Below are 22,328 nucleotides of genomic sequence, written 5' to 3' on the forward strand. Positions count from 1 at the left end.
GCAAAGCCAGCCCTGTATGGGGCTGGCTTTAAATATATTATTCTATAAATCTGTCATTCCCATGCACTTTTCACACTTGTTTCCGTAGCATTCATGCTGTTCTTCGATCGACTTCCCGCATTCTGAACATTGTTTTGCCGGCAGGTTTCTGAAAAACTCCATAATGTTTTGAATCATGTTGAAGCCTCCTAATTTGTGTTTTTGTTCTAAATAGTTTGATTATTTAAGTTCATTGTATTATAACAGTGTTTTTGTGTCAACATCTGTTTCAATACAATTTTAAAAAAGTGAAAAAATAGGCATAATCGAGTATATTGGACATAGGAAAGCCAGGTTATCCAGTTATAGTAGGAGGGAATTTGTGATGAAGTTAACTGTAATCGGCAGCTGGGGCGGTTATCCTAAAGCAGATGGGGCCAGTTCCGGGTATTTGCTGGAGCATGAAGGATTTCATTTGCTGGTAGACTGCGGGAGCGGCGTGCTTTCAAAAATGCAGAATTTTTTCCAGCCAGAAGACTTAGATGGGCTGATTATCTCGCATTACCATCCAGATCATATTGCGGATATAGGAGTGCTGCAGCATGCAAGGCTCATTCAGGGCTTCCTGGGCAAGAAAACAGCTGCACTCCCGATTTATGGACATTCTTTCGACCAGCCTGAATTTGCCAAACTTACATATAAGGATATTACTAAAGGAGTTGCCTATGATCCTGAAGGCACTCTCACAGCAGGACCATTTCAAATTCGCTTTATGAAAACCAATCATCCTGTGCCATGCTATGCAATGAGAATTGAAGCAGGCGGCAAATCACTTGTTTACACGGCAGATACTTCTTATAAAGAAGAGCTGGTGGCATTTAGCGAAAATGCTGATCTATTAGTTTGCGAGTGTAATTTTTATGGGCATCAGAACGGGGGAAATGCGGGGCATATGACAAGCCTGGATGCTGGAACATTGGCAAGCCTTGCAAAGGTGAATAATCTGCTGCTGACACATTTGCCTCATTATGGTGAACTTCGAAAGCTGAAGGAGGAGGCATCGGCTAAATATGCCGGTCCTATTTCTATAGCGGATTACCAATGGTCTCATATATTTTAAGGAGGAAAACTGATGCTTTTTATCGACAACCAGGGAATCACAGATCCCAGAATTAATCTTGCCATTGAGGAATATGCACTAAAGAATCTTGATATTGAAGAAACCTATTTGCTGTTTTATATTAATGAACCTTCCATTATTATCGGAAAAAACCAGAATACAGTAGAAGAGATTAATACGGAATACGTTGAGGACAATGGCATCCATGTTGTCAGAAGGCTATCTGGAGGAGGTGCCGTTTATCATGATTTAGGCAATCTCAACTTCAGTTTTATTACAAAAGATGATGGTGATAGCTTTCACAACTTCCAAAAGTTTACCGAACCGGTTACAGAAGCTTTGCAGAAGCTTGGTGTGAATGCTGAATTAAGCGGCCGGAATGATCTGATGGCAGAAGGCAGAAAAATATCCGGGAATGCCCAGTTTTCCACCAAAGGGAGAATGTTTAGCCATGGCACCCTCTTGTTTAACTCCGAAATTGAAAGTGTCGTTTCAGCGCTAAAGGTAAAGAAGGATAAAATTGAATCAAAGGGCATTAAATCAATTCGAAGCCGGGTTGCTAATATCTCGGAGTTCCTGGACAAAAAAATCACGATTGAAGAATTTCGCACTTTGCTTCTAAAGAATATTTTTGGAGATTTAGGTGAAATTCCGGAGTACAAGCTTACGGATGAGGACTGGGAAAGAATTCACCAGCTGTCCAGGGAGCGCTATCAGAACTGGGATTGGAATTATGGAAGATCACCTAAATTTGATCTTCAGCATTCTCATCGCTTCCCAGTTGGTCAAATTGATATCAGACTTAATGTCACAAAAGGAAAAATTGAGGGATGCAAAATATATGGGGACTTCTTTGGGGTTGGCGATGTAAGTGAAATAGAAAACAAGCTAACAGGAATTCGCTATGAAAAGTCAGAGATTGAAAAAGCTCTTGAAGGAATGGAAATCAAGCATTACTTCGGTAATGTGACTAAAGAAGAATTCGTCAACCTGGTGTATTAAAGAGAGAGCTGGCATAATGCCGGCTTTTCTTATTGTTATATAAGTTCTTGCGAGCCAGTCACTCTGAAAAAAAGAAATTGTGAAAGATTCGCTTTCCTACTTGAATACGAAAATTTCTTTCAATATAATATATTTAGAAAATTTATTTAATAAAAATGAATGACTATTCATTCATTATAGGGGGAGTGTAAATGAATTTAACAGAGCAGCTGCATGAAACGGCGATTAAGATGGGCGATAAGACTGCCTATTATTTTATGGATCAGTCCAGTACGTACGCTGAGCTTGATGGTGCTGTAACCAAATTTGCGGATGGGCTTTCAAAGCTGGGAGTGAAAAAAGGGGATCATATTGCTCTTTTACTGGGTAATTCACCGCATTTTGTTATCGGCCTGCATGGAGCACTGCGGCTTGGAGCAACTGTTATACCGATCAACCCAATTTATACACCTGATGAAATCGGCTACATTGTAAATAATGGTGATGTAAAAGCGGTTGTCACGCTTGATCTATTAGTGCCTTTAATTGAAAAGATGCATCAGGCGCTTCCAAAGGTAGAGAACTATATTATTTGTGATACACCCCAGGGACAAGCTTCAGAACAGGATCTCTCTGCATTATCTGCTTTTTCAAAAATGAAATCGTTTACACAATTAATTGCTTTAGGAGATATTGGGTTTAAGGGCCCTGAACTCGAAGAAGATGATACAGCCGTTATCCTGTATACATCCGGTACGACAGGAAAGCCAAAAGGTGCCATGCTTACACATAAAAACCTCTACAGCAATGCAAAGGATGTAAGCGACTATTTACACATGAATGAGAATGACCGGGTTATTACTACTCTGCCTATGTTCCATGTTTTCTGTTTAACGGTTGCTCTCAATGCACCTCTGATGAATGGGGCTACCATTTTAATAGATCCAAAATTCAGCCCGAAAGAGATTTTCAGGCTAGCAAAAAAATATGAACCTACAGTTTTTGCCGGAGTTCCGACCATGTACAATTTCCTTCTTCAGTATGAAGATGGCAGTCCGGAAGATCTGAAATCATTAAGGCTGTGCATATCAGGCGGTGCTGCCATGCCGGTTGCGCTTCTCCATGGTTTTGAGAAAAAATTCAATGTCATTGTATCGGAAGGATACGGTCTTTCAGAAGCTTCTCCGGTTACATGCTTCAATCCGCTTGATAAACCGCGTAAAGCAGGCTCGATCGGGCAATCCATTATGAACGTTGAGAATAAAGTCGTAAATGAATTGGGAGAGGAAGTTTCTGTTGGCGAAGTTGGTGAATTGATCGTACGCGGGCCAAACGTAATGAAGGGGTACTACAAGCTGCCGGAAGAAACCGCGGCCACAATCCGTGACGGCTGGCTTTATACAGGAGACCTTGCAAGAAGGGATGAGGAAGGCTATTTTTATATCGTTGACCGTAAAAAGGACCTTATTTTAGTCGGCGGCTATAATGTGTATCCGCGGGAAGTGGAAGAGGTGCTCTATAATCACCGGGAGGTCGTAGAAGCTGCTGTATTGGGCGTGCCTGACCCGAATCTGGGTGAAGCGGTAAAGTGTTATGTAGTAACAAATAACCCCCAGCTGACAGAAGAATTGCTGCTCGCATACTGTGCAGAGCATCTGGCTAGATATAAAGTGCCATCATCGATCGAATTTTTAGAGGAGCTTCCAAAGAATACAACTGGCAAAATCTTACGAAGGGCATTGAAGAATCAGGTTCTTCAGGCTAAATAGGCTTTAAGGGCAGGCATGGCATGTGTCTGTCCTTTTCTATTCTTCATTTGAATTGCTAAGTTTGAAAGGGTTTTCGCGAAATTTATCGAATTATTAGGTAGCAAAAGAAAGAGGAGAGATACATATGAGTTCTATTGCAGTCGAAAAAAAAGGTCATATTGCGGTAGTAACAATTAACCGCCCTGATGCAATGAATGCTTTTAATTATGAAACTTTGTCGGAGCTCCAGGAATCAGTTGAAAAACTGCGCACCAGTCCTGATGTTCGTGTTGTTATTTTTACAGGGGCTGGAGAAAAAGCATTCAGCGTCGGAGCGGATCTTAAAGAGCGCAGGACATTATCTGATGAGGAAGTACGCAGGAATGTATATAAAATAGGTGAGGTATTCTCCCTGGTGGATCAGCTTCCACAGCCTACTATTGCTGCCATAAACGGTTTTGCGTTCGGAGGCGGGATGGAATTGGCACTATCCTGCGACTTCCGCATTGCAGTTTCCGGCACATCCATGGGACTTACAGAAACAAGCTTAGCCATCATACCGGGTGCAGGAGGCACACAGAGGCTTCCAAGACTGATTGGCCAGGCTAAAGCCCTTGAGTTAATTTTGACGGCAAAGAGGCTCACCTCTGAAGAAGCGCTTAATTACGGCATCCTTACTAAAGTGACTGAAAAGGATAATTTATTAAATGAATGCTTTGAGTTTGCCGGACAAATGCTTAACAACGGGCCAATTGCCCTTCAGCAGGCTAAATTTGCTGTAAAGCATGGCATGGGTGTTGATTTGCAGACTGGGCTGCAGATTGAAAGGAAGGCATACGAAGTTATTATCCCAACGGAAGATAGAGTTGAAGCTCTTTCAGCTTTTGCCGAAAAAAGAAAACCTGAGTTTAAAGGGAAATAAAATAAATTAGTAATATGAGACACCGCAGAATTTATTGCGGTGTTTTTTTATTAATATAATAAATTTTTTGAAAATTATTAAAAAATCACTTGAATCGTACAGCTATTGACTATATAATTTAGTGAATAAAAGCATAAAAGCATAAAAGTGCTGAAGTAAAAAGATAGAGATTAAAGGGGGATCAACCAGTATGTTAGAGAGAGTAAAAACATTTAAAGCTATAGCAGCGGCAGGCCTTATAGGAACTTTACTGCTAAGCGGCTGCGGAAGTGATAGTGCAAACGGGGAAGCCGGCTCTTCGGATAAAGAAAAGGGAGAGTCAATTAATATAGGAGTTACTCAGATTGTCGAACATCCTTCGTTAGATGCGGCGCTGGAGGGCTTTAGAAAGGCATTGGAGGATTCAGGCATTAAAGCAAGCTACGATGTCCAGATTGCCCAGGGGGACCAGAATAATAATCAATCCATTGCCAATAATTTTGCCGGAGATGGAGTGGACCTGATCTTTGCCAACTCTACACCCAGTGCATTAAGTGCACTGAATGCAACGAAGGATATACCAATTGTATTTACTTCAGTAACTGATCCAGTGGGTGCGCAATTAGTAAAATCACTGGATGCACCTGAAGGAAATATTACTGGTACAACAGATACACATCCTGATGCGATACCCAGCATGGTTAAATTTATAGATGAACAATTTGAGGCTGGAACGGTAGGTGTTATTTACAATTCAGGAGAACAAAATTCAGAGGTGCAGATTGATAAGGTGAAGGAAGCACTTTCAGGTACAAATATGAAATTGGCCGAAGCTACCGTATCCAATTCTTCTGAAGTGAAACAGGCTGCAGAATCACTTGTCGGAAAAGCAGATGCCATCTATATTATTACCGATAATACTGTCGTTTCCGCTTTGGAATCTGTCATTCAGGTTTCAAACGACAATGATATCCCGCTTTTTGTGGGAGAGCTGGATTCTGTTAAACGCGGGGGATTTGCTGCATACGGATTTGACTATGAAGATATCGGATATGAAGCCGGGGAAATGGCGGCAAAAATTTTAAAAGAAGGCAAGAAGCCATCCGAACTGCCTGTCCAATATCCGCAGAACCTAAAGCTGGTAATCAATAAAAAGGCTGCAGAAGAAATGGGCATTGACTTAAAAGATGAATGGAACGGGCTTGCTGAGTTTGTGGAATAGAACCAGCACCAGCACTTAACCACCAATGCTTGCGTTTTTCTAATAGAAAGGAAGATTACTATGCCAACTGCCATCTTTGGCTCCATTGAAGCAGGTGCTATTTATGCCTTAATGGCGCTGGGCGTTTACCTCTCATTCAGAATTTTGGATTTCCCCGATCTGACGGTGGATGGAAGCTTTGTAACGGGTGCATCTGTTGCTGCTGTCATGATAACAGGAGGGTACAATCCATTTTTGGCAACAATGGCAGCTATGCTTGCAGGCTTTGCCGCCGGATGTTTCACTGGGCTGCTTCATACAAAGGGCAAGATAAATGCCCTGCTGTCAGGTATTTTAATGATGATAGCATTATACTCTATAAATCTCAGGATTATGGGTAAGTCAAATGTTCCTCTGCTGTCTGAGGAAACGGCTATCACAAAGATTACAGCATTCTGGCAGGGACTTGGAATTGATCAGACTATCGGAAGCCTGCTCGGAGCGCTGGGAATGAATTTTGTTCCTAAGACCTGGGGGATTCTATTGCTTATGCTGGTTTTGGCATTTGCTGTTAAGGCACTGATTGATCTATTTTTAAAGACAGATATTGGTTTGGCTATACGGGCGACAGGAGACAATGAGACGATGATCCGCAGCTTTTCTGCTGATACAGACCTCCTGAAGATTGCCGGATTGGGTATTTCAAACGCACTGGTGGCATTTTCAGGAGCCTTGGTGGCACAGTATAACGGATTCAGTGATGTCGGAATGGGAATCGGGATGATAATCATCGGACTTGCATCCGTAATCATCGGGGAAGCAATCTTTGGTGCAAAAACGATTGTCCGGGCAACGCTGGCTGTCATCGGAGGAGCCATCTTATATCGTATTATAGTCACTCTTGCATTAAGGGTTGAATTCCTTGAAACAGGAGATATGAAGCTAATCACAGCAGTAATCGTGATTGGCGCGCTGATTCTGCCAAAGATTATTCAGCAGCAAAAAGAAAAGCAGAGAAAGCGGCGGAGATTAGCGGAAGCGAAAAAAACGAATGCTTACGGGAAAAGTGGTGAACATCTTGCTGCAATTAAATCAGATTCATAAAGTGTTTAATGAGGGAACTCCAGACGAAAAAACAGCACTTCAAAGAATTGATCTTCATTTAAAGCCAGGCGACTTCATGACGGTTATCGGCAGTAATGGAGCGGGAAAATCTACTCTCATGAATATGATCTCAGGCAAATTGATTCCTGATATAGGAGAAGTGCTGGTTGATGGCACTGATGTCACTCTTGTGAAGGAACATAAAAGATCCAGGCTGATTGGACGCGTTTTCCAGGATCCGATGGCCGGAACAGCACCTTCCATGACGATAGAGGAAAATCTGGCCATTGCTTATGCGAGAACTATGGCGCGCGGCCTTCGCAAAGGTGTTTCCAAGAAACGCCGCGACTTTTTCCAGGAAAAGCTGGAAATGCTGCATCTTGGATTGGAAAACAGGCTTTCAGCAAAAGTCGGACTGCTGTCAGGCGGGGAGAGGCAGGCATTATCCCTGTTGATGGCGACTTTTACAGAGCCTAAAATATTGCTTTTGGACGAACATACCGCTGCCTTGGACCCGGCTCGTGCTGAATTGATTACCAGCCTTACGAAAGAGATTGTGGAAACATATAAACTTACAACCTTAATGGTGACCCACAATATGCAGCAGGCGCTTGACCTGGGAAATAGGCTGATCATGATGGACAAAGGCCAGATCATTTTTGAAACAAATGAGGACGAGAAGAAAGACTTGACAGTAGAAAAACTGCTGGAGGAATTCCAGAAAATCCGTGGAGAGAAAATGAGCAGCGACAAGGCGATTCTTATTTAGATGTGTGGACCGGACAAGGTTTTTACCTTGTTCGGATTTTTTGTTCAAGCGGCATTATATCCAAAACAATCCGATAACAGTTTCTTCTAATTTTAAGTCTAGTATAGTATAATTTTTAGAACCTTTTATTATATTTTTAGGCGGTGAGCATCATGGCAGAACTTGCAGTCGGCAAGCCTTCCGGTGAAGTTAGAAAGGGGGTGCAGGCGGGAATCAGCATCGCGATAGGATATGCACCCATTGCTTTAACATTTGGACTGCTTGCCAAAACAACCGGTCTTACAATAGGTGAAACAGTTTTAATGAGTTTGCTCGTATTTGCCGGGGCAGCACAGTACATATCCCTGAGCCTGCTTACACTTGGGACAGGCATATTTGAAATTGTTTTAACAACTTTTATCGTGAATATCAGGCACTTTTTGATGTCTACCTCTCTTAATGAAAAGTGGGAAGATGAACAGGCTGCCAACAAGGTGATTTTGTCTTTTGGGATTACGGATGAAACCTTTTCAGTTGCAGCTGTGCGTGAAGAAAAGGTAACAAGCGGGTATATGCTTGGGCTCATATCGGTTTCCTATGCAAGCTGGGTCATTTGTTCGGGACTTGGGCATCTTATTGGGGCGAGCCTTCCGCAAACCTTGCAGGAAAGCATGTCTGTTGCTCTTTATGCCATGTTTGTCGGCCTTCTCGTTCCGTCTATGAAAAAGAGTGCAAAAGTTGTTTTTCTTGCCGCACTTGCAGCGTGTTTTAACACGATTTTCACTTTGACTAATACGCTATCGACAGGATGGGCAATTGTAACGGCAACGCTTTTATCGGCTGTAATAGTTGAATGGATTGAAAGTGTAAAAAACGGGAACAGGGGGCAGGAGCATGAGTAGCCATATTGTGTGGATGATTGTTGGGATGGCAGCAGTTACTTATATCCCAAGGCTGCTGCCTTTTGTGCTTTTTAAGGGGAAGGAGCTTCCCGTCTTTGTTCAGGGGATATTAAAGAATGTGCCTTATGCGACATTAGGGGCACTCATTTTTCCGGGTATTCTGTTTATTAATGAAGATATTTGGTTTGGTCTGCTCGGTGCAGCTGCTGCTTTTCTGGCAGCCTTTTTAGGCGCAAATGTAATTGTCGTTGTGCTGGGATCGATCGCTGTGTTATCTGTATATTCTTTTTTGTTTTAGAAAAGATAATGATGGATGTTCTTTAGCCGGTTCCTTCTTGAACCGGCTTTTTCAATAGAACTGATGGATTAGAAAGAAATGATTGTCCCATCAAATGAGTTCTATTTACAGATTTTTATACTAAACTAAATATAGAAAGGTTGTACCATAGGAGGGGAATTGAATGGCGCGGAAATTAGGTTTTTATGGGGCTCTGGCCTTTTTCGTATACGGTTTATTTTTTTATTGGTATCTATTCTATTTTGCTGACACCAGTCTGCCCTTTGAGTATGAAGGGTCACGGGCAGATCCGGCAACTTTCCTGAACGGCAGGGAATTGATGCTCAGTGAGGAATATTCTAAAATAAGAAACCTGCTGTTTTTTATTTCTACTCCTTTTGAATGGATATTTTATTTATTTATTCTCTTATTTGGCTTTTCAAATGCTTTTAAAAAGTGGGCGGAACAGACAGCGCCATATAAATTCCTGCAAACGGCAATCTATTTGATTTGGCTTTCTTTTTTCGCCTTTATTGCCACGATGCCATTAAGCTATATCAGCTTTTCGCTTTCAAAAACGTATAATATCTCCACTCAGAGCTTTAGTGGGTGGATGAAGGATGAACTCATTGATTTTTGGGTTAATTATGGAATGATGCTTCTTATCGTGTCTGTTCTTTACTGGCTGATTAATAAGAGCAGGAAAAGATGGTGGCTTTACGCATGGCTATTATCAGTTCCATTTACCTTATTTATGATGTTTCTCCAGCCGGTTGTCATTGACCCTCTGTATAATGATTTTTATCCTTTAAAAGATAAGGAACTTGAAACGAAAATTCTTGATTTGGCCAATCAGGCTAAAATACCGGCTGAACATGTCTTTGAGGTCGATATGGCCGAAAAAACGAATGCGCTGAATGCATATGTAACAGGGATCGGCTCAAATTCAAGAATTGTTCTTTGGGACACAACTCTGAATAAATTAACTGAAGATCAAATTCTGTTTATAATGGCACATGAAATGGCCCACTACGTGGAGAAGCATATTTACATCGGAATTGGAGGATACTTGCTGCTTTCTCTGCTGGGGCTGTATTTGACAGCTAAATTAATGGAAAAAGCAGTAGAAAAATGGGGAAGGGCCTTAAAAATCCCTGCAGTAAATGATATACGTTCCCTGCCGCTTTTTTTGATGATTCTTTCAATGCTGCTCTTTATTTCAAGCCCTCTATCCAATCTTGTTTCACGGTATCAGGAAACAAGGGCAGACCGCTATGCCATTGAAATGACAAAGGATTCAAAAGCCGCAATAGAAACATTTCAGGAGCTGACACGTGCCGGTTTAAGCCAGGTAAATCCGCCGCTTCTTGTGAAAGTATTCCGATATGGGCATCCAACGATGCTTGAGCGCATTTCTATGCTGGAAGAATTTGAAATGGAACAGAGGCAGAAAGAACGGAAGCAGGCAGAGGAATGATTTGCTCATTATAACTAAAAAAGCAGGCCAAACGGCTTGCTTTTTTAAATTTCATTTTTATAAATATGTATGTTTCCTTCATCGTCAGCCTGAATTTCATTGTGAAAATAGACGCCTGCATCATCGTCAATTCCATAACCGATCGCTGCATTGACTTTTCCTGCCGCTTCCTTGAGATTTTCCCGTTCATTCCACTTGGTAAAATGGACACTGATGGCGCAATTCCTGATTAACCCGAGCCCTTTCAAAAAGAGGTGCTGTCTTTTAAGGTTATCAATAGGGGGAATGATGCAATGTTCCGGAATGATCAGGGCGCCTGCCGAAAAGCCTGCTACAGGAATACCATTCATGTACATCTTTCTAATGCATTCTCCGGTTTCACTATCCACGATGAATTTTCTGTAATTTTCTGTGTCACCGCCTCCAATAATGATGCCGGAACAGGACATTAATTCTTGAAGATAAGATTCTGCTGGGCCAGAGGAAAGCGGGAGATAGCAGAAATTCCCGGCTCCATTAGGAACTAAGGCAGAAGTATACTTATTCATATACATCTCCCAGCCATCCCTTTCCAAAAAGAGTATAGCTATTTTGCCATCCGAGCCGCAGGCAAGCTCTGTAAACATTTTACCTAACCTTTGCCCGAATGGAGGGCTTCCGCCCATTAAAAATAAATGCCTGCTGTTCATTATTCCCCGCCTTCCTGACTAAAAATAAAATACCCCGCTGATTGGCGGGGGCAAGCTGCTTTTTAAGTGCCAAAACGCTTGGAAAGTTCTTTGTATTGCTTCGAAAAATGCATAAATGCCGGTTTATTTCCTTCATCAATCGCCGAGTCTACTTTTTTCATCAGCTTTTCTTTTTCATTATTCAGCAGTATCTCGGAAATAAGCATATCCAGGTAAAGATCCAATACAAAAGATTCCTTAAGGTTTTTTCGCTTAGATCCACTCGTTTTCATTAAGTCGGTGTATGATTTTTCCTTCATGGAAACCACCCCTGAGCTTTTTAATATTATATGGAATTGCTTCTGAATATTCAACTAATTTTTTAAATTTTTAGAAAATATTTTCAGAATGTCGAAAATGTGAACAATTTCAGAACTATTGAATAAATTAGTAATTTTTAGATAAATTGGTGTTAATATGGAAAAGTGAGCACGAAATAGAAAAGGAGATGAAAATGTATGACCCAAAATATTCAAATAATCGAAGAATATGAAATCAATCCCAATACGATGATTATTAAACCTCTCTCTTATGGGATAAAAGTTTATTCGCAAATCTGGGAGCTTGATGATGAAGTAACTTCTCCCTTTAAGCCGATTGAAATAATTAAAAGCAGCTGCAAATATTTTGGATCAAGCTATGAAGGAAGAAAAGAGGGTACACGCCAATTAACCGGCTTCACCCATAAAGCTCCGATAACGATTGACCCCACAAATTTCATTTATTTTTTCCCGACAGCTTCTCCAAGCAATCCGGAATGTATGTGGATTGCATTGGATCACATCAATTACTTCAAGCGAGCGGAGAACGCACAAACCCAAGTAGTTTTTAAGAACAAGCAAAGCTTTGTAATTCCAGTCTCTTATACGACTCTTAATAACCAGGTGCTCAGAACAGCACTGCTGAAAACGACATTGACAAAAAGGATAGAAGATTCAGAGAGAAAGTCTCTTTACTATGCGAATGGTTCCAAAATAATGAATGCTTCGGAGAGAAAAGGAGCCTACCAATAGAGAAGGGCTGGAATTGAAGGATAACCAAGAAGCATGCGGAGTTTCATGCTTCTATTTTCCGTAGTATATTGCCTTATTAGCTGCAGGCTTTCTTATTGCAAAAATTAATTGGCTTTCCGATTTTTCCCTGGTCCAGGCAAAGGTTTTTTTATAAGATAATAGGTCATTAGCTCCTGAACTTTATTGCGGATCCGGGGATTAAAATAATTATGATGCTCCTCATATCCTTTGTACAGGAACATAAACATAGTAAATGCCTCATCCCTCTTTATTTCCTGTACCTTTAGCTGGTTTTTATTCATATAGCGTTTTACCTCAGAGAGTTCACTTTGAATGACCTTCATTGTTTCTTCAACCAAATCAAGATAAGGCTGTTTTAGTTTAAACGGGCTTTTATTAATGACAATAGAGTCGCGATTTAAAACCGTCAGCACCATTGGCAGATAAATAGCCTGTTCCATGATATTACGGTCTTCCTCAGGAATTCTGGTCATATTGTTCTGCTCCCCTTAAATAATAGTATCCTGCCTTGTTAAAGAACGTATGTTCTTATCTAATTTTACAAAGGAATGTTTTATCTTGCAAGAGCCTATATTTGTCGAAATACTGTTATACTTCATCATTTCCAATAATGAAAAAAAGTTTCAGCCTGAAGCTAATTGGGAAGGGATTTTATTTCTGATGTCGAAATAAGTAGAACACACAGTTAGGAAGGATGAAATAAATGACGCAAAAAAGAACAATTAAACCAGAAGACCTTTATCATTTAAAATCTGCAGCTGATCCGCAGCTTTCCAGGAATGGATATGATTTGGCTTTTGTCGAGACCAGAATGCTTGAAGAAGAAAATACATATAGTTCAAATGTTTTTTACATAAATACTGCAAAAAGCAATAAGCCTGTTCAGTGGACTTATGGCAAACACCGCAATCATTCACCCCGCTGGTCTCCAGATGGGGAGTTAATTGCATTTGTATCAGACAGAGGCGGGAAGTCACAGATTTATGTAATGAGCAAAGCAGGCGGAGAAGCCAGACAGCTGACACATTGTGCAAATGGTGCTTCAAATCCTGTCTGGTCCCCTGATGGAAAGAAACTTGCCTTCAATCTTTCAATAAAACCGGGTGAAAACGCAGAAACACTAGAAAACCAGGAAAAAAAGGAAGAAAAGCCAATACCGATTGAAATTGAAAAAATGAAGCACAAATCTGACGCCCAGGGTTTTTGGAACGGAAGGTACAGCCAGGTCGCATTAATAGATATAGAAACTGGCGAGATGGAGCAGCTGACAACCGGAGAACATGATTTCCAATTGCAGGACTGGTCCCCAGATGGGGAATGGATTGCTGTTACGGCAGATTTGAGTGAAGATAAGGATTTTTCTTTTCTAAGCGATGTGTATATCATCCATCTTGGAACAAAAGACATGAAAAAGATTACAAATGGTAATGGTTATTTCGGAAGCGCTGCATGGTCCCCTGATGGAAAACACATAGGATTGTTCGGGCATGAAAGGGAATACGAAAATGCTACGCATACCAAAGTATGGGTGTATAACCTCGAATTTGAGAATCTGCAGTGCCTGACTGCAGAATCGGACATATTGGCTGGTGATTATGCCATCGGAGATTTCCAGCAGGGTGCAGTAACACCGGGAATTCTTTGGGCAGAGGACAGCAGAAGCTTTTACTTCCTGGCAACTGATCATGGCAATACAGTTGTTTACTATGGCTCTTTAGATGGGGAATTATATCCTGCCCTGCTGGATCAGCAGCATGTATATGGACTGACAACAGGTGGAACTATCAATAAAGCGGTTGTAGCCATCAGCAGGCCGTCTTCTCCCGGAGAGTTATATTTACTTGATGTTCCGACAGGGGAATTAAAACAGCTGACAAAAGTCAATGAAGAGTTCCTGAGCGGAGTGGAGCTGGCAGATGCCGAGCCCATTCAGTTTAAATCCTCAGATGAGTGGGACCTCCATGGCTGGATCATGAAACCAGTCCATTTGAAAGAGGGCCTAAAAGCACCGCTTGTGCTTGAGATCCATGGAGGCCCTCATGCTATGTATGCCAATTCTTATTTCCATGAATTTCAATGCCTCGCTGCAAAAGGCTATGCGGTTTTGTTTATCAATCCACGGGGAAGCCATGGATATGGCCAGCATTTTGTAGATGCTGTCAGAGGGGATTACGGAGGCAAGGATTATGAGGATATTATGGATGCAGTCGATTACGCGCTCGAAAACTTCGATTTCATCGATAAAGAACGGCTAGGCGTAACGGGAGGAAGCTATGGAGGCTTTATGACCAACTGGATTATTGGACACACCAGCCGGTTCAAGGCAGCTGTCACCCAGCGCTCCATTTCCAACTGGATCAGCTTTTATGGAGTAAGTGATATCGGCTACTATTTTACTGATTGGCAAATCAAGAGTGATATGAATGATATAGAAAAACTATGGAAACACTCTCCGCTTGCTTATGTGAATGATATAAATACACCACTCCTGATTCTGCACAGTGAAAAAGACTATCGCTGTCCAATTGAACAGGCAGAGCAATTATTCATTTCCTTAAAGCATCGGAAGAAAACAGCAAAATTTGTCCGGTTCCCTGAAGCCAATCATGAGCTTTCAAGAAGCGGAAAACCGAATTTGCGAATTAGCCGCCTGCACTATATAGCCGGCTGGTTTGATGAATATCTTTGAGATATAACCGCAGGCCATCTGGTTTGCGGTTTTTTTCATAGATCTGTAAAGGGACACAAAACTTGCCGATATATCAATGATGTCATTTTTTTATGCAAGAAACTATTTAAAATAAATTGCAAAGAATCCAATTCATCTGCAAAATATATGTATACAGGATATACCAGCATAGCTTTCGAAACTTTTTATTGAACTCTGCAGTCAAATATAGGTGAAGGTGTTCAAACCCTTCCATAATTCGCTTTAAAGAAAGGACTTATACTTATGAGATCAGATAGATATGAAAAGAAGAAAAAGAAAGGAAAGTGGAAATCTGTCCTCCTAATTCTGCTTCTCTTGATTGCAGGAACCCTTGGCTATTCGTATTTTCAATTTAAGCAAGGTGTTTCCCAGACAGAAGGAGAAGCAAATATACAGACAGAAGAGTTTGAATTCAATGGCGAAAAAGATAAATATGGCGGGACGAATATCCTGATTCTCGGAAGTGATGCAAGGGGAGAGGAGAAATCAAGGGCTGATACCATAATGGTTGCACAGTATCATCCTGAAAAGGGCACATATAAGCTGATTTCTTTTATGAGAGACATGTATGTGGACATACCGGGTCATGGGCAAAACAGAATAAATTCTGCTCTTGCTTATGGAGGTCCTGAGTTATTGAGGCAGACGCTCAAAGAGAACTTTGATTTAGATATTAAATATTACTCTATTGTTGACTTTGAGGGCTTTGTACATTTAATTGATGAAGCTTTTCCCAGAGGGGTAGAAATTGATGTGGAAAAAAGAATGTCTGCCAATATCGGTGTCACACTCGAACCGGGCCTGCAGCGGCTTGATGGAGAGCATCTCCTTGGGTACGTCAGGTTCAGGCAGGATGCAGTAGGGGATTTCGGAAGAGTAGAACGCCAGCAGAAGGTGATGAAAGAAGTAGCAAGCCAGTTTACAAGCCTTCAGACCATTACGAAGCTTCCAAAACTCATCGGGGTGGTAACTCCTTTTGTAAATACCAATATGAACACGGGAGATATTCTGTATATCGGAAAAGATTTCGTATCTAAGGATAACAGGAATGTTGAGACTCTTCGCGTTCCTGTTGATGGAACATTTGAAAACGAGAGAATTAATGGTGCTGCGGTTCTGGGCATAGATAAAGAGGCGAATAAAGCGGCAATCCATGAATTTCTTTCAAAATAAAAAGACAGAAACACTGTTTTTGCCTGATTAGGTGTACAATAAAAGGGGAAATGGTAAAACTAGGGGAAACTTATTTTTTATCGCATTCTAACGGGCAGTAAGACCCCCACTTCAAGACTCAGAGGAATCAAAGGAGGGTAAGTGGGGGTCAAACAGCCCAATCTAGCTGCGGCTCCTAGGGGCTCGAGGTCATAAGCCAATCAGCTGATGGGAAGAAAAGCACTTCCCACCATCTGCTCGTCTTATGCTTGTCACCCCTGGGCAAGTCGCCTCGCTTTATAATGTAAAGGCCCGATTGGTGAGATACAGTGAAACTTGCCGTCGCGCATGCAGAGGCTTAGTTGAACCAATCGGATTCGTAGTGCCGATTGATCGAAGCGCTAGCGGAGATCTTAGCGACACTAGAACGCGACTAACAATCAGTGGGGGAAAATGCCCCCCCCACTGATTGAAGTTTCACTTTATCAAAACGATTCGACTAAGGTATTGCTGCATATTGGACAAGGAGATACTAATGGATTTTGAACTGCTCAAAGATTGGTTTACATTAGAGAATATTATGGATTTAATCCGGGAGTATCGTTCATTTGGACCTCTCCCGGGTATTCTGCTTCCAATGCTAGAAGCATTTTTGCCCTTTCTGCCTCTGTTTTTGTTTGTTATGGCAAATGCGAGTGCATTTGGTCTCTGGCTGGGATTTTTATACTCCTGGGTCGGAGCGGTCGCAGGAGCGCTGATTGTTTTCCTGCTGGTCAGAAAATATGGCCAGAAACGAATACTCCGTTTTTTGAAAAAAAATAAGCAGGTACAGAAGCTTATGAAATGGGTTGAAAAGCATGGATTCGGGCCATTGTTCATCCTGCTTTGTTTTCCGTTTACTCCTTCAGCGGTTGTCAATATTGTAGCCGGGCTTTCAAATATCAGTATTGCTCAATATATGCTGGCAGTCCTGACGGGGAAAATAGTGATGATTTTTACAATAAGCTTTGTCGGATATGATATCAGATCATTAATAACACAGCCAATTCGGACTGCTATTGTGGCACTGGTCATTTTCATTCTTTGGTATGTCGGCAAAATTATTGAAATAAAGATGAATATGAGCGTAGAAAAAGATCGCGGGAATAAAAAGCATTGAATGCATAAGTACTAGGGGAGATGAATGGTGAAGGAAGGATTGAGAAAAGAAGGAGCGGAATGGCTGAAGGCTTTTGCAATAGGCATTATCATCTTTGCTTTTATACGGACTTTTTTCTTCTCCAATTACATTGTCGAAGGTGAATCCATGATGCCTACCCTTCAGGATGGAAATAAGCTGATTGTCAATAAAATCGGCTATCAGGTCAGCGATTTAGAACGCTTTGACGTAATTGTTTTCCATCATAATGATGAAGAGGATTTTGTAAAAAGAATAATTGGAATGCCGGGGGATGAAATTGCATACCGTAATGATGAATTATTTATTAATGGCAGGAAAGTGGATGAACCTTATTTGGATAAGTACCGAAAAGAAATCTCAGGAGGCAAACTGACAGGTGACTTTACACTGCTGGAGATGACGGGCACAGAAACTGTCCCGGAGGGTAAACTTTTTGTTATGGGAGATAATCGTCTCGGGAGCTGGGACAGCCGGCATTTTGGATTTATTTCAGCCGGCCAGGTTGTAGGGAAAGTAAACCTGCGCTATTGGCCGCTTGATGAAATGGATGCGTCATTCTAACAGATCTTATAGTAAAAGGGACTCGAATATTCGAGTCTCTTATTTTTGCAGAAAAGGTTAATCTTAGATAACATGCAAATTAGGATTTTCCCTATATTCAGGTTCGCAGTTTACACACACGTTTTCATCATAATCAGTCATATTCACATCTTCACGATTGTATTCAATTCCACATAGAGAACAGGCAACCATTTTTTCTTCCTCTATTTCTTCCGGGTGAATGGGAATAGCATCATTAATATTAATAGGCTCTACGGTAATTCCGCGTGAATTGGCCATTTCGGCATTTAAGTATTCCTTTGCGGATTCTTCACTTTCCCAAAATCCCAAGTCCCATAACAGCTCCTGGGCGTCTCCGTTTTGTGCCATCAATCCATAAACAACTTTCATGATAAATGCCCCTTTCCAATTTGCTGTCTATTGTTTTATATTTCTTAGCCTTTTTTGGCTGCGGTTAAACCGATTCAAAAAATTCCCAACAGTTTCCTTGAAAGACTGGGATCGTTGTTTAAGAATAATTGCATGGGATACAGGAGAATCTGCGGGCTTTGTCGAATAAAAGCTGGTGTACACGTTACCGGATTAGTTTTAGTTTTTGATGTCGGAATATTTGTATATATAGTGGAGGTGCAATTAATGAGGCTTAAGGATAAAGTCGCCATTATTACAGGTGCAGCCAATGGGATTGGTCTCGCTGCAGCAGAAAGGTTTGCAGGTGAAGGAGCCGCAGTAGCCATGGCAGATTATGACGCGGACATGGGAATAACCAGGGCTCAAGAGCTCAAGGAAAAAGGAATAAATGCACAGTTCTTTCAGGTTAATGTGGCTGACAGGCAAAGCATAGACAGTATGGCGGAAGCTGTAAAAGCGGCATTTGGGAAAATTGACATCCTTATCAATAATGCAGGAATAACCAGGGACGGGATGCTATCAAAGTTATCCCCGGATGATTTTCAGGCGGTTATGGATGTGAATCTGTCAGGTGTTTTCCATTGTACACAAGCAGTGCTTCCATTCATGCTGGAGCAGGGAAGGGGAAAAATTATCAATACATCTTCTGTTTCCGGAATTTATGGGAATGTCGGACAGACAAACTACGCTGCAGCCAAAGCGGGTGTGGTGGGAATGACCAAAACATGGGCAAAAGAACTCGGCCGAAAAGGAATTAACGTTAATGCCGTGGCCCCAGGATTTATCTCTACAGGCATGACAGCAAAAGTGCCGGAAAAGGTGATTGGCCAAATGCAGGGCATGGTTCCGCTGGGCAGACTTGGAAAACCGGAAGATATTGCGAATGCATATCTGTTTCTGGCTTCGGATGAATCTGATTATGTGAATGGCACGGTCCTGCATGTAGATGGCGGTATTATGATGTAATAACCTGACTCTGAGCGATTGCTCGTTAATCTGATAATAAAAGGGGTGGAAAAGTATGAGAAATGTTGTAATAACATCAGCAGTAAGAACACCGGTCGGGACTTTTGGAGGAGCCTTTAAGGATCTTTTGCCGACAGATTTGATTGTTCCAGTATTAAAAGAGGCTGCCGAAAGAAGCGGCTTGCAGAGCAGTGACGTGAATGAAGTAATTTTGGGACACTGCATTCAGCGTACAGATGAACCGAACACAGCGAGGACAGCAGCATTGCTTGCAGGCTTTGACGATACGACAACAGGGTTCACAGTCCAGAGACAGTGTGCATCCGGTATGCAGGCCATTATCTCCGCTGCCCTGCAGATTGCATCAGGTATGTCAGATATCGTTATTGCCGGAGGAGTAGAAGCCATGAGCTCCAGTCCTTATGTATTAAAACAGCATCGCTGGGGCGCCCGCATGCAGCATGGACAGGTAACCGACACAGTATGGGAGATTCTCAAAGATCCAATCCAACATATCATGATGGGGGAAACAGCAGAAAACCTGGCAGAAATTCATTCCATCACAAGGGAAGAGCAAGATGAAGCGGCATTGCTTAGCCATAAGAGAGCCTTGCACGCAATTGAAAACGGTTACTTTGATTCGCAGATCGTTCCAATTACTGTGAAGACCCGGAAAGGAGAAGTAACCGTTGCAAAAGATGAAAACCCGCGTGCGGACTTAACAGCGGAAAAGCTGAGCAGATTGAAGCCGGTCTTTAGAAAGGGCGGAACGGTAACAGCAGGAAACTCATCCAGCCTGAATGACGGCGGAGCAGCACTGGTCCTCATGCCGGAAGAGCTGGCTCTCGAAAGAGGACTGAAGCCGCTGGCAAAGATTGCTGGCTTCTCTGTTGCGGGAGTAGATCCGAAAGTAATGGGAAGAGGACCTGTTCCGGCAGTTAATAATGGTCTTGCCAGTGTCAATTGGTCGCTTGAAGAAGCTGATTTGATTGAAGTTAATGAGGCCTTTGCGGCCCAATATTTGGCGGTTGAGAGAGAACTTGGCTTAAACCGGGAGAAAGTAAATGTAAATGGAAGCGGAATCAGCCTGGGACACCCAATTGGATGTACAGGTGCTCGTCTTGTCGTAAGTCTTGTTCATGAGTTGAAGAGAAGAGGAGACCATAAAGGAATCGCTTCTTTATGTGTCGGTGGCGGAATGGGAGCCGCAGTATTTGTGGAAACGTACGAATAAAGAGTTCCTTCGGGAGCTCTTTATTTATCCAATTAGCGAATCCCATCTCTTGCAGAATTATTTTTTCAGGAGGGAGAAAAGTGATAAGCAGTACGATATTGTCTGGAAGAAAGATCATTCTGGGGGCGTTTCTTGAGGATGATATTCAAAAGATAATCCAGTGGCGTGCAGACGAGAAAATTATGCGAAACCTGGATGCTCTGCCGGTAAAACCCAAACAGGAAACGGAAATTAAGAAATGGCTTGATGAATGTCCGCAAGACACCTTCAGATTTTCGCTCAGGTTAAAAGAAGCAAATGAACTGATAGGCTTTGCGGAGTTAAACGGCATTTTATGGCCACACAGAACAGGCTGGATTACCATTGCCATAGCAGATAAAACCGAATGGGGAAAAGGGTATGGAAAGGACGCCATGCAATGCCTGATTCGCTATGCTTTTATGGAGCTCAATTTGTATAGGCTTCAGCTTACTGTATTTTCCTATAATACTAGAGCAAAGACTCTTTATGAAAGTCTTGGATTCAAGAAAGAAGGCTGCTATAGAGAGTTTCTTGAGCGCGATGGAAAACGGCATGATATGTATTTATACGGGCTGCTGAGAAAGGAGTGGAAAGAGTGAAGAAGCGCGGAATGATACCGCGCTTTACAAGATTTATTCTGGTTGACTGACAAAAGTAATTTCTTTTGACAAGAAATAGCTAAGAACGATATTCGTAAGAAAAAAGGCAAGAAGCAGAAACAGTACATCATGATATTCCAGAATCATAACCGCCGGCGGCGCAAGGCTTGCCCCGGTTAATAGAAAAAAAGAATAGAGAGAAAGCGCTTTTGCCCGATCAGCTCCTGCTATCATGCCAATCAGTGTGATAACTGTGGGAACAAGAATAGATATAGAGGCCACGAACATTATTGAAATAGCCATTAATGCAATAGTGCTGCTGAAGAAAAACATATTAATGATGCTGAAGATTCCTAAAAGTAAACCAAGCTTTAAAGTCAAATGGGCACCAATCCGCTCAATTAATTTTCCCGTAAAGAGCGACAGCAGCGCCCCGATTAGTCCCACAGCTCTTAATGTGAACAGCTCCTCCATGGTTCCCTCGAAATTCCTTCCTATTGCATCGTAAAAAGCTACAAAGGTAAACAGCAAAGTAAAGGTAATAGCATAGCTTTGGAGCAGGCTTCCGTTCATTAATAGTTTTTTCATAATAGAAATAACGGAAACCTCTGATTTGGAAGGAGGAGAAGTGCCTGGAAGTATTTTATACGATGCTAGGAAAAGAATTAAATAACAAGACGCAAAGAAATAAAAAGCATAGTTCCATTTAAAATAAAAAGTAATTGTCGAACTGATCAACTGTCCAAGGATGCCGGCGACAAGGAATCCTGTATTGATAAAAACAAGCAGCAGGGTGCGGCTCCTCGGCTGTAAAAGATCAAAGGAATAAGCGAAGGCAACAGGAGCAAAGCTCCCAAGAGTCAGCCCCTGAATCGACCTAGTTATATAGAGAGCCTCTAAATTAGGAGAGAGCCCGACGGCACAAGTGGACAAAGCAGAAGCAAACAAACCTGTAATAATAATTCTGCGCCTGCCAAATGTATCAGAGGCAGGACCAAAGAACAGCAGGCCGGCTGCATAAAAAAATGCAAACAGGCTTCCTCCGCCAACAATATAATTTTCATTTATTTTAAATGAGTCAGCAATATCCCCGTAAATAGGGATTAGTGTATAAATGTTGCTGGCCACGAAAATTCCTGTAATTGTCAAAATGACTGAAGTTGCAATCAAGACCTGTTTTGAAATCATCCTTATCACCTGCCGATATACTTTATGCAAGAAACCCCGAATAGGAAAGTTGTCATTTCCACAATTTTGAAGAACCCCATACAAAAAATTGAACAGCTTATATGAT

Annotated in this window: 24 protein-coding genes; 18 read left to right on the forward strand and 6 right to left on the reverse strand. The window is 41.8% G+C overall.

Annotation, left to right across the window (positions count from 1 at the left end; translation table 11 throughout):
- Window positions 1–42: 42 nt before the first annotated feature.
- The gene (gene yhfH, locus BK139_RS17100; protein WP_076261153.1) at window positions 43–177 is read right to left on the reverse strand and encodes a protein YhfH; all 135 of its coding nucleotides are present in this window, start codon (window positions 175–177) and stop codon (window positions 43–45) included.
- A gap of 187 nt (window positions 178–364) precedes the next feature.
- Between yhfH and BK139_RS17105 the strand changes: the two genes are divergently transcribed.
- From BK139_RS17105 to BK139_RS17150, 10 genes are all read left to right on the forward strand, one after another.
- A complete protein-coding gene (locus BK139_RS17105; protein ID WP_076261156.1) occupies window positions 365–1,099 on the forward strand; it encodes an MBL fold metallo-hydrolase in 735 nt (244 codons plus the stop codon).
- A gap of 12 nt (window positions 1,100–1,111) precedes the next feature.
- On the forward strand, window positions 1,112–2,101 hold the full coding sequence (lplA, locus tag BK139_RS17110) for a lipoate--protein ligase (RefSeq protein WP_076261159.1): 990 nt from the start codon (window positions 1,112–1,114) through the stop codon (window positions 2,099–2,101).
- A 191-nt stretch (window positions 2,102–2,292) separates the two neighbouring features.
- Window positions 2,293–3,849, forward strand: coding sequence for a fatty acid--CoA ligase family protein (locus tag BK139_RS17115; protein ID WP_076261162.1), 1,557 nt, complete (start codon window positions 2,293–2,295; stop codon window positions 3,847–3,849).
- A gap of 124 nt (window positions 3,850–3,973) precedes the next feature.
- Window positions 3,974–4,750, forward strand: coding sequence for an enoyl-CoA hydratase-related protein (locus tag BK139_RS17120; protein ID WP_076261164.1), 777 nt, complete (start codon window positions 3,974–3,976; stop codon window positions 4,748–4,750).
- Window positions 4,751–4,940: 190 nt separating this feature from the next.
- Window positions 4,941–5,951, forward strand: a complete 1,011-nt coding sequence (locus tag BK139_RS17125) for an ABC transporter substrate-binding protein (RefSeq protein ID WP_076261166.1) — start codon at window positions 4,941–4,943, stop codon at window positions 5,949–5,951.
- Window positions 5,952–6,011: 60 nt separating this feature from the next.
- Window positions 6,012–7,034 (forward strand): ABC transporter permease, encoded by a 1,023-nt coding sequence (locus BK139_RS17130; RefSeq protein ID WP_076261169.1) that lies wholly within the window; start codon window positions 6,012–6,014, stop codon window positions 7,032–7,034.
- Complete coding sequence (locus BK139_RS17135) at window positions 7,009–7,803, forward strand: ABC transporter ATP-binding protein (protein WP_076261171.1); 795 nt, start codon at window positions 7,009–7,011, stop codon at window positions 7,801–7,803. The genes BK139_RS17130 and BK139_RS17135 overlap by 26 nt, the downstream gene beginning before the upstream one ends.
- 152 nt (window positions 7,804–7,955) lie before the next feature.
- Window positions 7,956–8,684 carry an AzlC family ABC transporter permease gene (locus BK139_RS17140; protein WP_076261173.1) on the forward strand — a complete coding sequence of 243 codons (729 nt, stop codon included), beginning with the start codon at window positions 7,956–7,958 and terminating at the stop codon, window positions 8,682–8,684.
- On the forward strand, window positions 8,677–8,982 hold the full coding sequence (locus BK139_RS17145; protein WP_076261176.1) for an AzlD domain-containing protein: 306 nt from the start codon (window positions 8,677–8,679) through the stop codon (window positions 8,980–8,982). The genes BK139_RS17140 and BK139_RS17145 overlap by 8 nt, the downstream gene beginning before the upstream one ends.
- Before the next feature lie 163 nt (window positions 8,983–9,145).
- Entirely contained in the window at window positions 9,146–10,438 is a 1,293-nt protein-coding gene (locus BK139_RS17150; RefSeq protein WP_076261178.1) for a M48 family metallopeptidase, read from the forward strand.
- Between the two features lie 44 nt (window positions 10,439–10,482).
- Here the strand turns inward: BK139_RS17150 and BK139_RS17155 are convergent, their stop codons facing one another.
- Together BK139_RS17155 and BK139_RS17160 are read right to left on the reverse strand one after the other, a co-directional pair.
- Complete coding sequence (locus BK139_RS17155) at window positions 10,483–11,127, reverse strand: Type 1 glutamine amidotransferase-like domain-containing protein (protein WP_076261179.1); 645 nt, start codon at window positions 11,125–11,127, stop codon at window positions 10,483–10,485.
- Between the two features lie 62 nt (window positions 11,128–11,189).
- A complete protein-coding gene (locus BK139_RS17160) occupies window positions 11,190–11,426 on the reverse strand; it encodes an IDEAL domain-containing protein (protein WP_076261182.1) in 237 nt (78 codons plus the stop codon).
- A 198-nt stretch (window positions 11,427–11,624) separates the two neighbouring features.
- Here BK139_RS17160 and BK139_RS17165 point away from each other — a divergent pair, with 198 nt between their 5' ends.
- Window positions 11,625–12,179, forward strand: coding sequence for a competence protein ComK (locus BK139_RS17165; protein ID WP_076261184.1), 555 nt, complete (start codon window positions 11,625–11,627; stop codon window positions 12,177–12,179).
- A gap of 104 nt (window positions 12,180–12,283) precedes the next feature.
- Here the strand turns inward: BK139_RS17165 and BK139_RS17170 are convergent, their stop codons facing one another.
- Complete coding sequence (locus BK139_RS17170) at window positions 12,284–12,673, reverse strand: YhjD family protein (RefSeq protein ID WP_076261187.1); 390 nt, start codon at window positions 12,671–12,673, stop codon at window positions 12,284–12,286.
- 230 nt (window positions 12,674–12,903) lie between these two features.
- Between BK139_RS17170 and BK139_RS17175 the strand changes: the two genes are divergently transcribed.
- From BK139_RS17175 to lepB, 4 genes are all read left to right on the forward strand, one after another.
- Window positions 12,904–14,889 (forward strand): S9 family peptidase, encoded by a 1,986-nt coding sequence (locus BK139_RS17175; RefSeq protein ID WP_076261190.1) that lies wholly within the window; start codon window positions 12,904–12,906, stop codon window positions 14,887–14,889.
- 264 nt (window positions 14,890–15,153) lie between these two features.
- On the forward strand, window positions 15,154–16,083 hold the full coding sequence (locus BK139_RS17180; RefSeq protein ID WP_175609148.1) for an LCP family protein: 930 nt from the start codon (window positions 15,154–15,156) through the stop codon (window positions 16,081–16,083).
- A 514-nt stretch (window positions 16,084–16,597) separates the two neighbouring features.
- Window positions 16,598–17,221, forward strand: coding sequence for a TVP38/TMEM64 family protein (locus tag BK139_RS17185; protein WP_076261195.1), 624 nt, complete (start codon window positions 16,598–16,600; stop codon window positions 17,219–17,221).
- A gap of 27 nt (window positions 17,222–17,248) precedes the next feature.
- On the forward strand, window positions 17,249–17,803 hold the full coding sequence (gene lepB / locus BK139_RS17190; protein ID WP_076261283.1) for a signal peptidase I: 555 nt from the start codon (window positions 17,249–17,251) through the stop codon (window positions 17,801–17,803).
- A 63-nt stretch (window positions 17,804–17,866) separates the two neighbouring features.
- On the opposite strand, the gene BK139_RS17195 is transcribed toward lepB, so the two are convergent.
- Window positions 17,867–18,193 carry a hypothetical protein gene (locus tag BK139_RS17195; RefSeq protein ID WP_076261197.1) on the reverse strand — a complete coding sequence of 109 codons (327 nt, stop codon included), beginning with the start codon at window positions 18,191–18,193 and terminating at the stop codon, window positions 17,867–17,869.
- Window positions 18,194–18,439: 246 nt separating this feature from the next.
- Here BK139_RS17195 and fabG point away from each other — a divergent pair, with 246 nt between their 5' ends.
- From fabG to BK139_RS17210, 3 genes are all read left to right on the forward strand, one after another.
- On the forward strand, window positions 18,440–19,180 hold the full coding sequence (fabG, locus tag BK139_RS17200; RefSeq protein WP_076261200.1) for a 3-oxoacyl-ACP reductase FabG: 741 nt from the start codon (window positions 18,440–18,442) through the stop codon (window positions 19,178–19,180).
- 55 nt (window positions 19,181–19,235) lie between these two features.
- Window positions 19,236–20,414, forward strand: coding sequence for a thiolase family protein (locus BK139_RS17205; RefSeq protein WP_076261202.1), 1,179 nt, complete (start codon window positions 19,236–19,238; stop codon window positions 20,412–20,414).
- 80 nt (window positions 20,415–20,494) lie between these two features.
- Window positions 20,495–21,034 carry a GNAT family N-acetyltransferase gene (locus BK139_RS17210; protein WP_076261205.1) on the forward strand — a complete coding sequence of 180 codons (540 nt, stop codon included), beginning with the start codon at window positions 20,495–20,497 and terminating at the stop codon, window positions 21,032–21,034.
- Window positions 21,035–21,067: 33 nt separating this feature from the next.
- Here the strand turns inward: BK139_RS17210 and BK139_RS17215 are convergent, their stop codons facing one another.
- Window positions 21,068–22,222: an MFS transporter gene (locus tag BK139_RS17215; RefSeq protein ID WP_076261208.1), complete on the reverse strand. Its 1,155-nt coding sequence runs from the start codon at window positions 22,220–22,222 to the stop codon at window positions 21,068–21,070.
- Window positions 22,223–22,328: the final 106 nt, after the last annotated feature.

The sequence above is a fragment of the Paenibacillus sp. FSL R5-0490 genome, assembly GCF_001956215.1.
Taxonomy (GTDB): domain Bacteria; phylum Bacillota; class Bacilli; order Bacillales; family Cytobacillaceae; genus Cytobacillus.

What these genes read in the sequence shown, in the direction of transcription:
- yhfH (WP_076261153.1), bottom strand. Translation starts at nt 177, where the DNA reads ATGATTCAAAACATTATGGAGTTTTTCAGAAACCTGCCGGCAAAACAA.
- BK139_RS17105 (WP_076261156.1), top strand. Translation starts at nt 365, where the DNA reads ATGAAGTTAACTGTAATCGGCAGCTGGGGCGGTTATCCTAAAGCAGAT.
- lplA (WP_076261159.1), top strand. Translation starts at nt 1,112, where the DNA reads ATGCTTTTTATCGACAACCAGGGAATCACAGATCCCAGAATTAATCTT.
- BK139_RS17115 (WP_076261162.1), top strand. Translation starts at nt 2,293, where the DNA reads ATGAATTTAACAGAGCAGCTGCATGAAACGGCGATTAAGATGGGCGAT.
- BK139_RS17120 (WP_076261164.1), top strand. Translation starts at nt 3,974, where the DNA reads ATGAGTTCTATTGCAGTCGAAAAAAAAGGTCATATTGCGGTAGTAACA.
- BK139_RS17125 (WP_076261166.1), top strand. Translation starts at nt 4,941, where the DNA reads ATGTTAGAGAGAGTAAAAACATTTAAAGCTATAGCAGCGGCAGGCCTT.
- BK139_RS17130 (WP_076261169.1), top strand. Translation starts at nt 6,012, where the DNA reads ATGCCAACTGCCATCTTTGGCTCCATTGAAGCAGGTGCTATTTATGCC.
- BK139_RS17140 (WP_076261173.1), top strand. Translation starts at nt 7,956, where the DNA reads ATGGCAGAACTTGCAGTCGGCAAGCCTTCCGGTGAAGTTAGAAAGGGG.
- BK139_RS17145 (WP_076261176.1), top strand. Translation starts at nt 8,677, where the DNA reads ATGAGTAGCCATATTGTGTGGATGATTGTTGGGATGGCAGCAGTTACT.
- BK139_RS17150 (WP_076261178.1), top strand. Translation starts at nt 9,146, where the DNA reads ATGGCGCGGAAATTAGGTTTTTATGGGGCTCTGGCCTTTTTCGTATAC.
- BK139_RS17155 (WP_076261179.1), bottom strand. Translation starts at nt 11,127, where the DNA reads ATGAACAGCAGGCATTTATTTTTAATGGGCGGAAGCCCTCCATTCGGG.
- BK139_RS17160 (WP_076261182.1), bottom strand. Translation starts at nt 11,426, where the DNA reads ATGAAGGAAAAATCATACACCGACTTAATGAAAACGAGTGGATCTAAG.
- BK139_RS17165 (WP_076261184.1), top strand. Translation starts at nt 11,625, where the DNA reads ATGACCCAAAATATTCAAATAATCGAAGAATATGAAATCAATCCCAAT.
- BK139_RS17170 (WP_076261187.1), bottom strand. Translation starts at nt 12,673, where the DNA reads ATGACCAGAATTCCTGAGGAAGACCGTAATATCATGGAACAGGCTATT.
- BK139_RS17175 (WP_076261190.1), top strand. Translation starts at nt 12,904, where the DNA reads ATGACGCAAAAAAGAACAATTAAACCAGAAGACCTTTATCATTTAAAA.
- BK139_RS17180 (WP_175609148.1), top strand. Translation starts at nt 15,154, where the DNA reads ATGAGATCAGATAGATATGAAAAGAAGAAAAAGAAAGGAAAGTGGAAA.
- BK139_RS17185 (WP_076261195.1), top strand. Translation starts at nt 16,598, where the DNA reads ATGGATTTTGAACTGCTCAAAGATTGGTTTACATTAGAGAATATTATG.
- BK139_RS17195 (WP_076261197.1), bottom strand. Translation starts at nt 18,193, where the DNA reads ATGAAAGTTGTTTATGGATTGATGGCACAAAACGGAGACGCCCAGGAG.
- fabG (WP_076261200.1), top strand. Translation starts at nt 18,440, where the DNA reads ATGAGGCTTAAGGATAAAGTCGCCATTATTACAGGTGCAGCCAATGGG.
- BK139_RS17205 (WP_076261202.1), top strand. Translation starts at nt 19,236, where the DNA reads ATGAGAAATGTTGTAATAACATCAGCAGTAAGAACACCGGTCGGGACT.
- BK139_RS17215 (WP_076261208.1), bottom strand. Translation starts at nt 22,222, where the DNA reads ATGATTTCAAAACAGGTCTTGATTGCAACTTCAGTCATTTTGACAATT.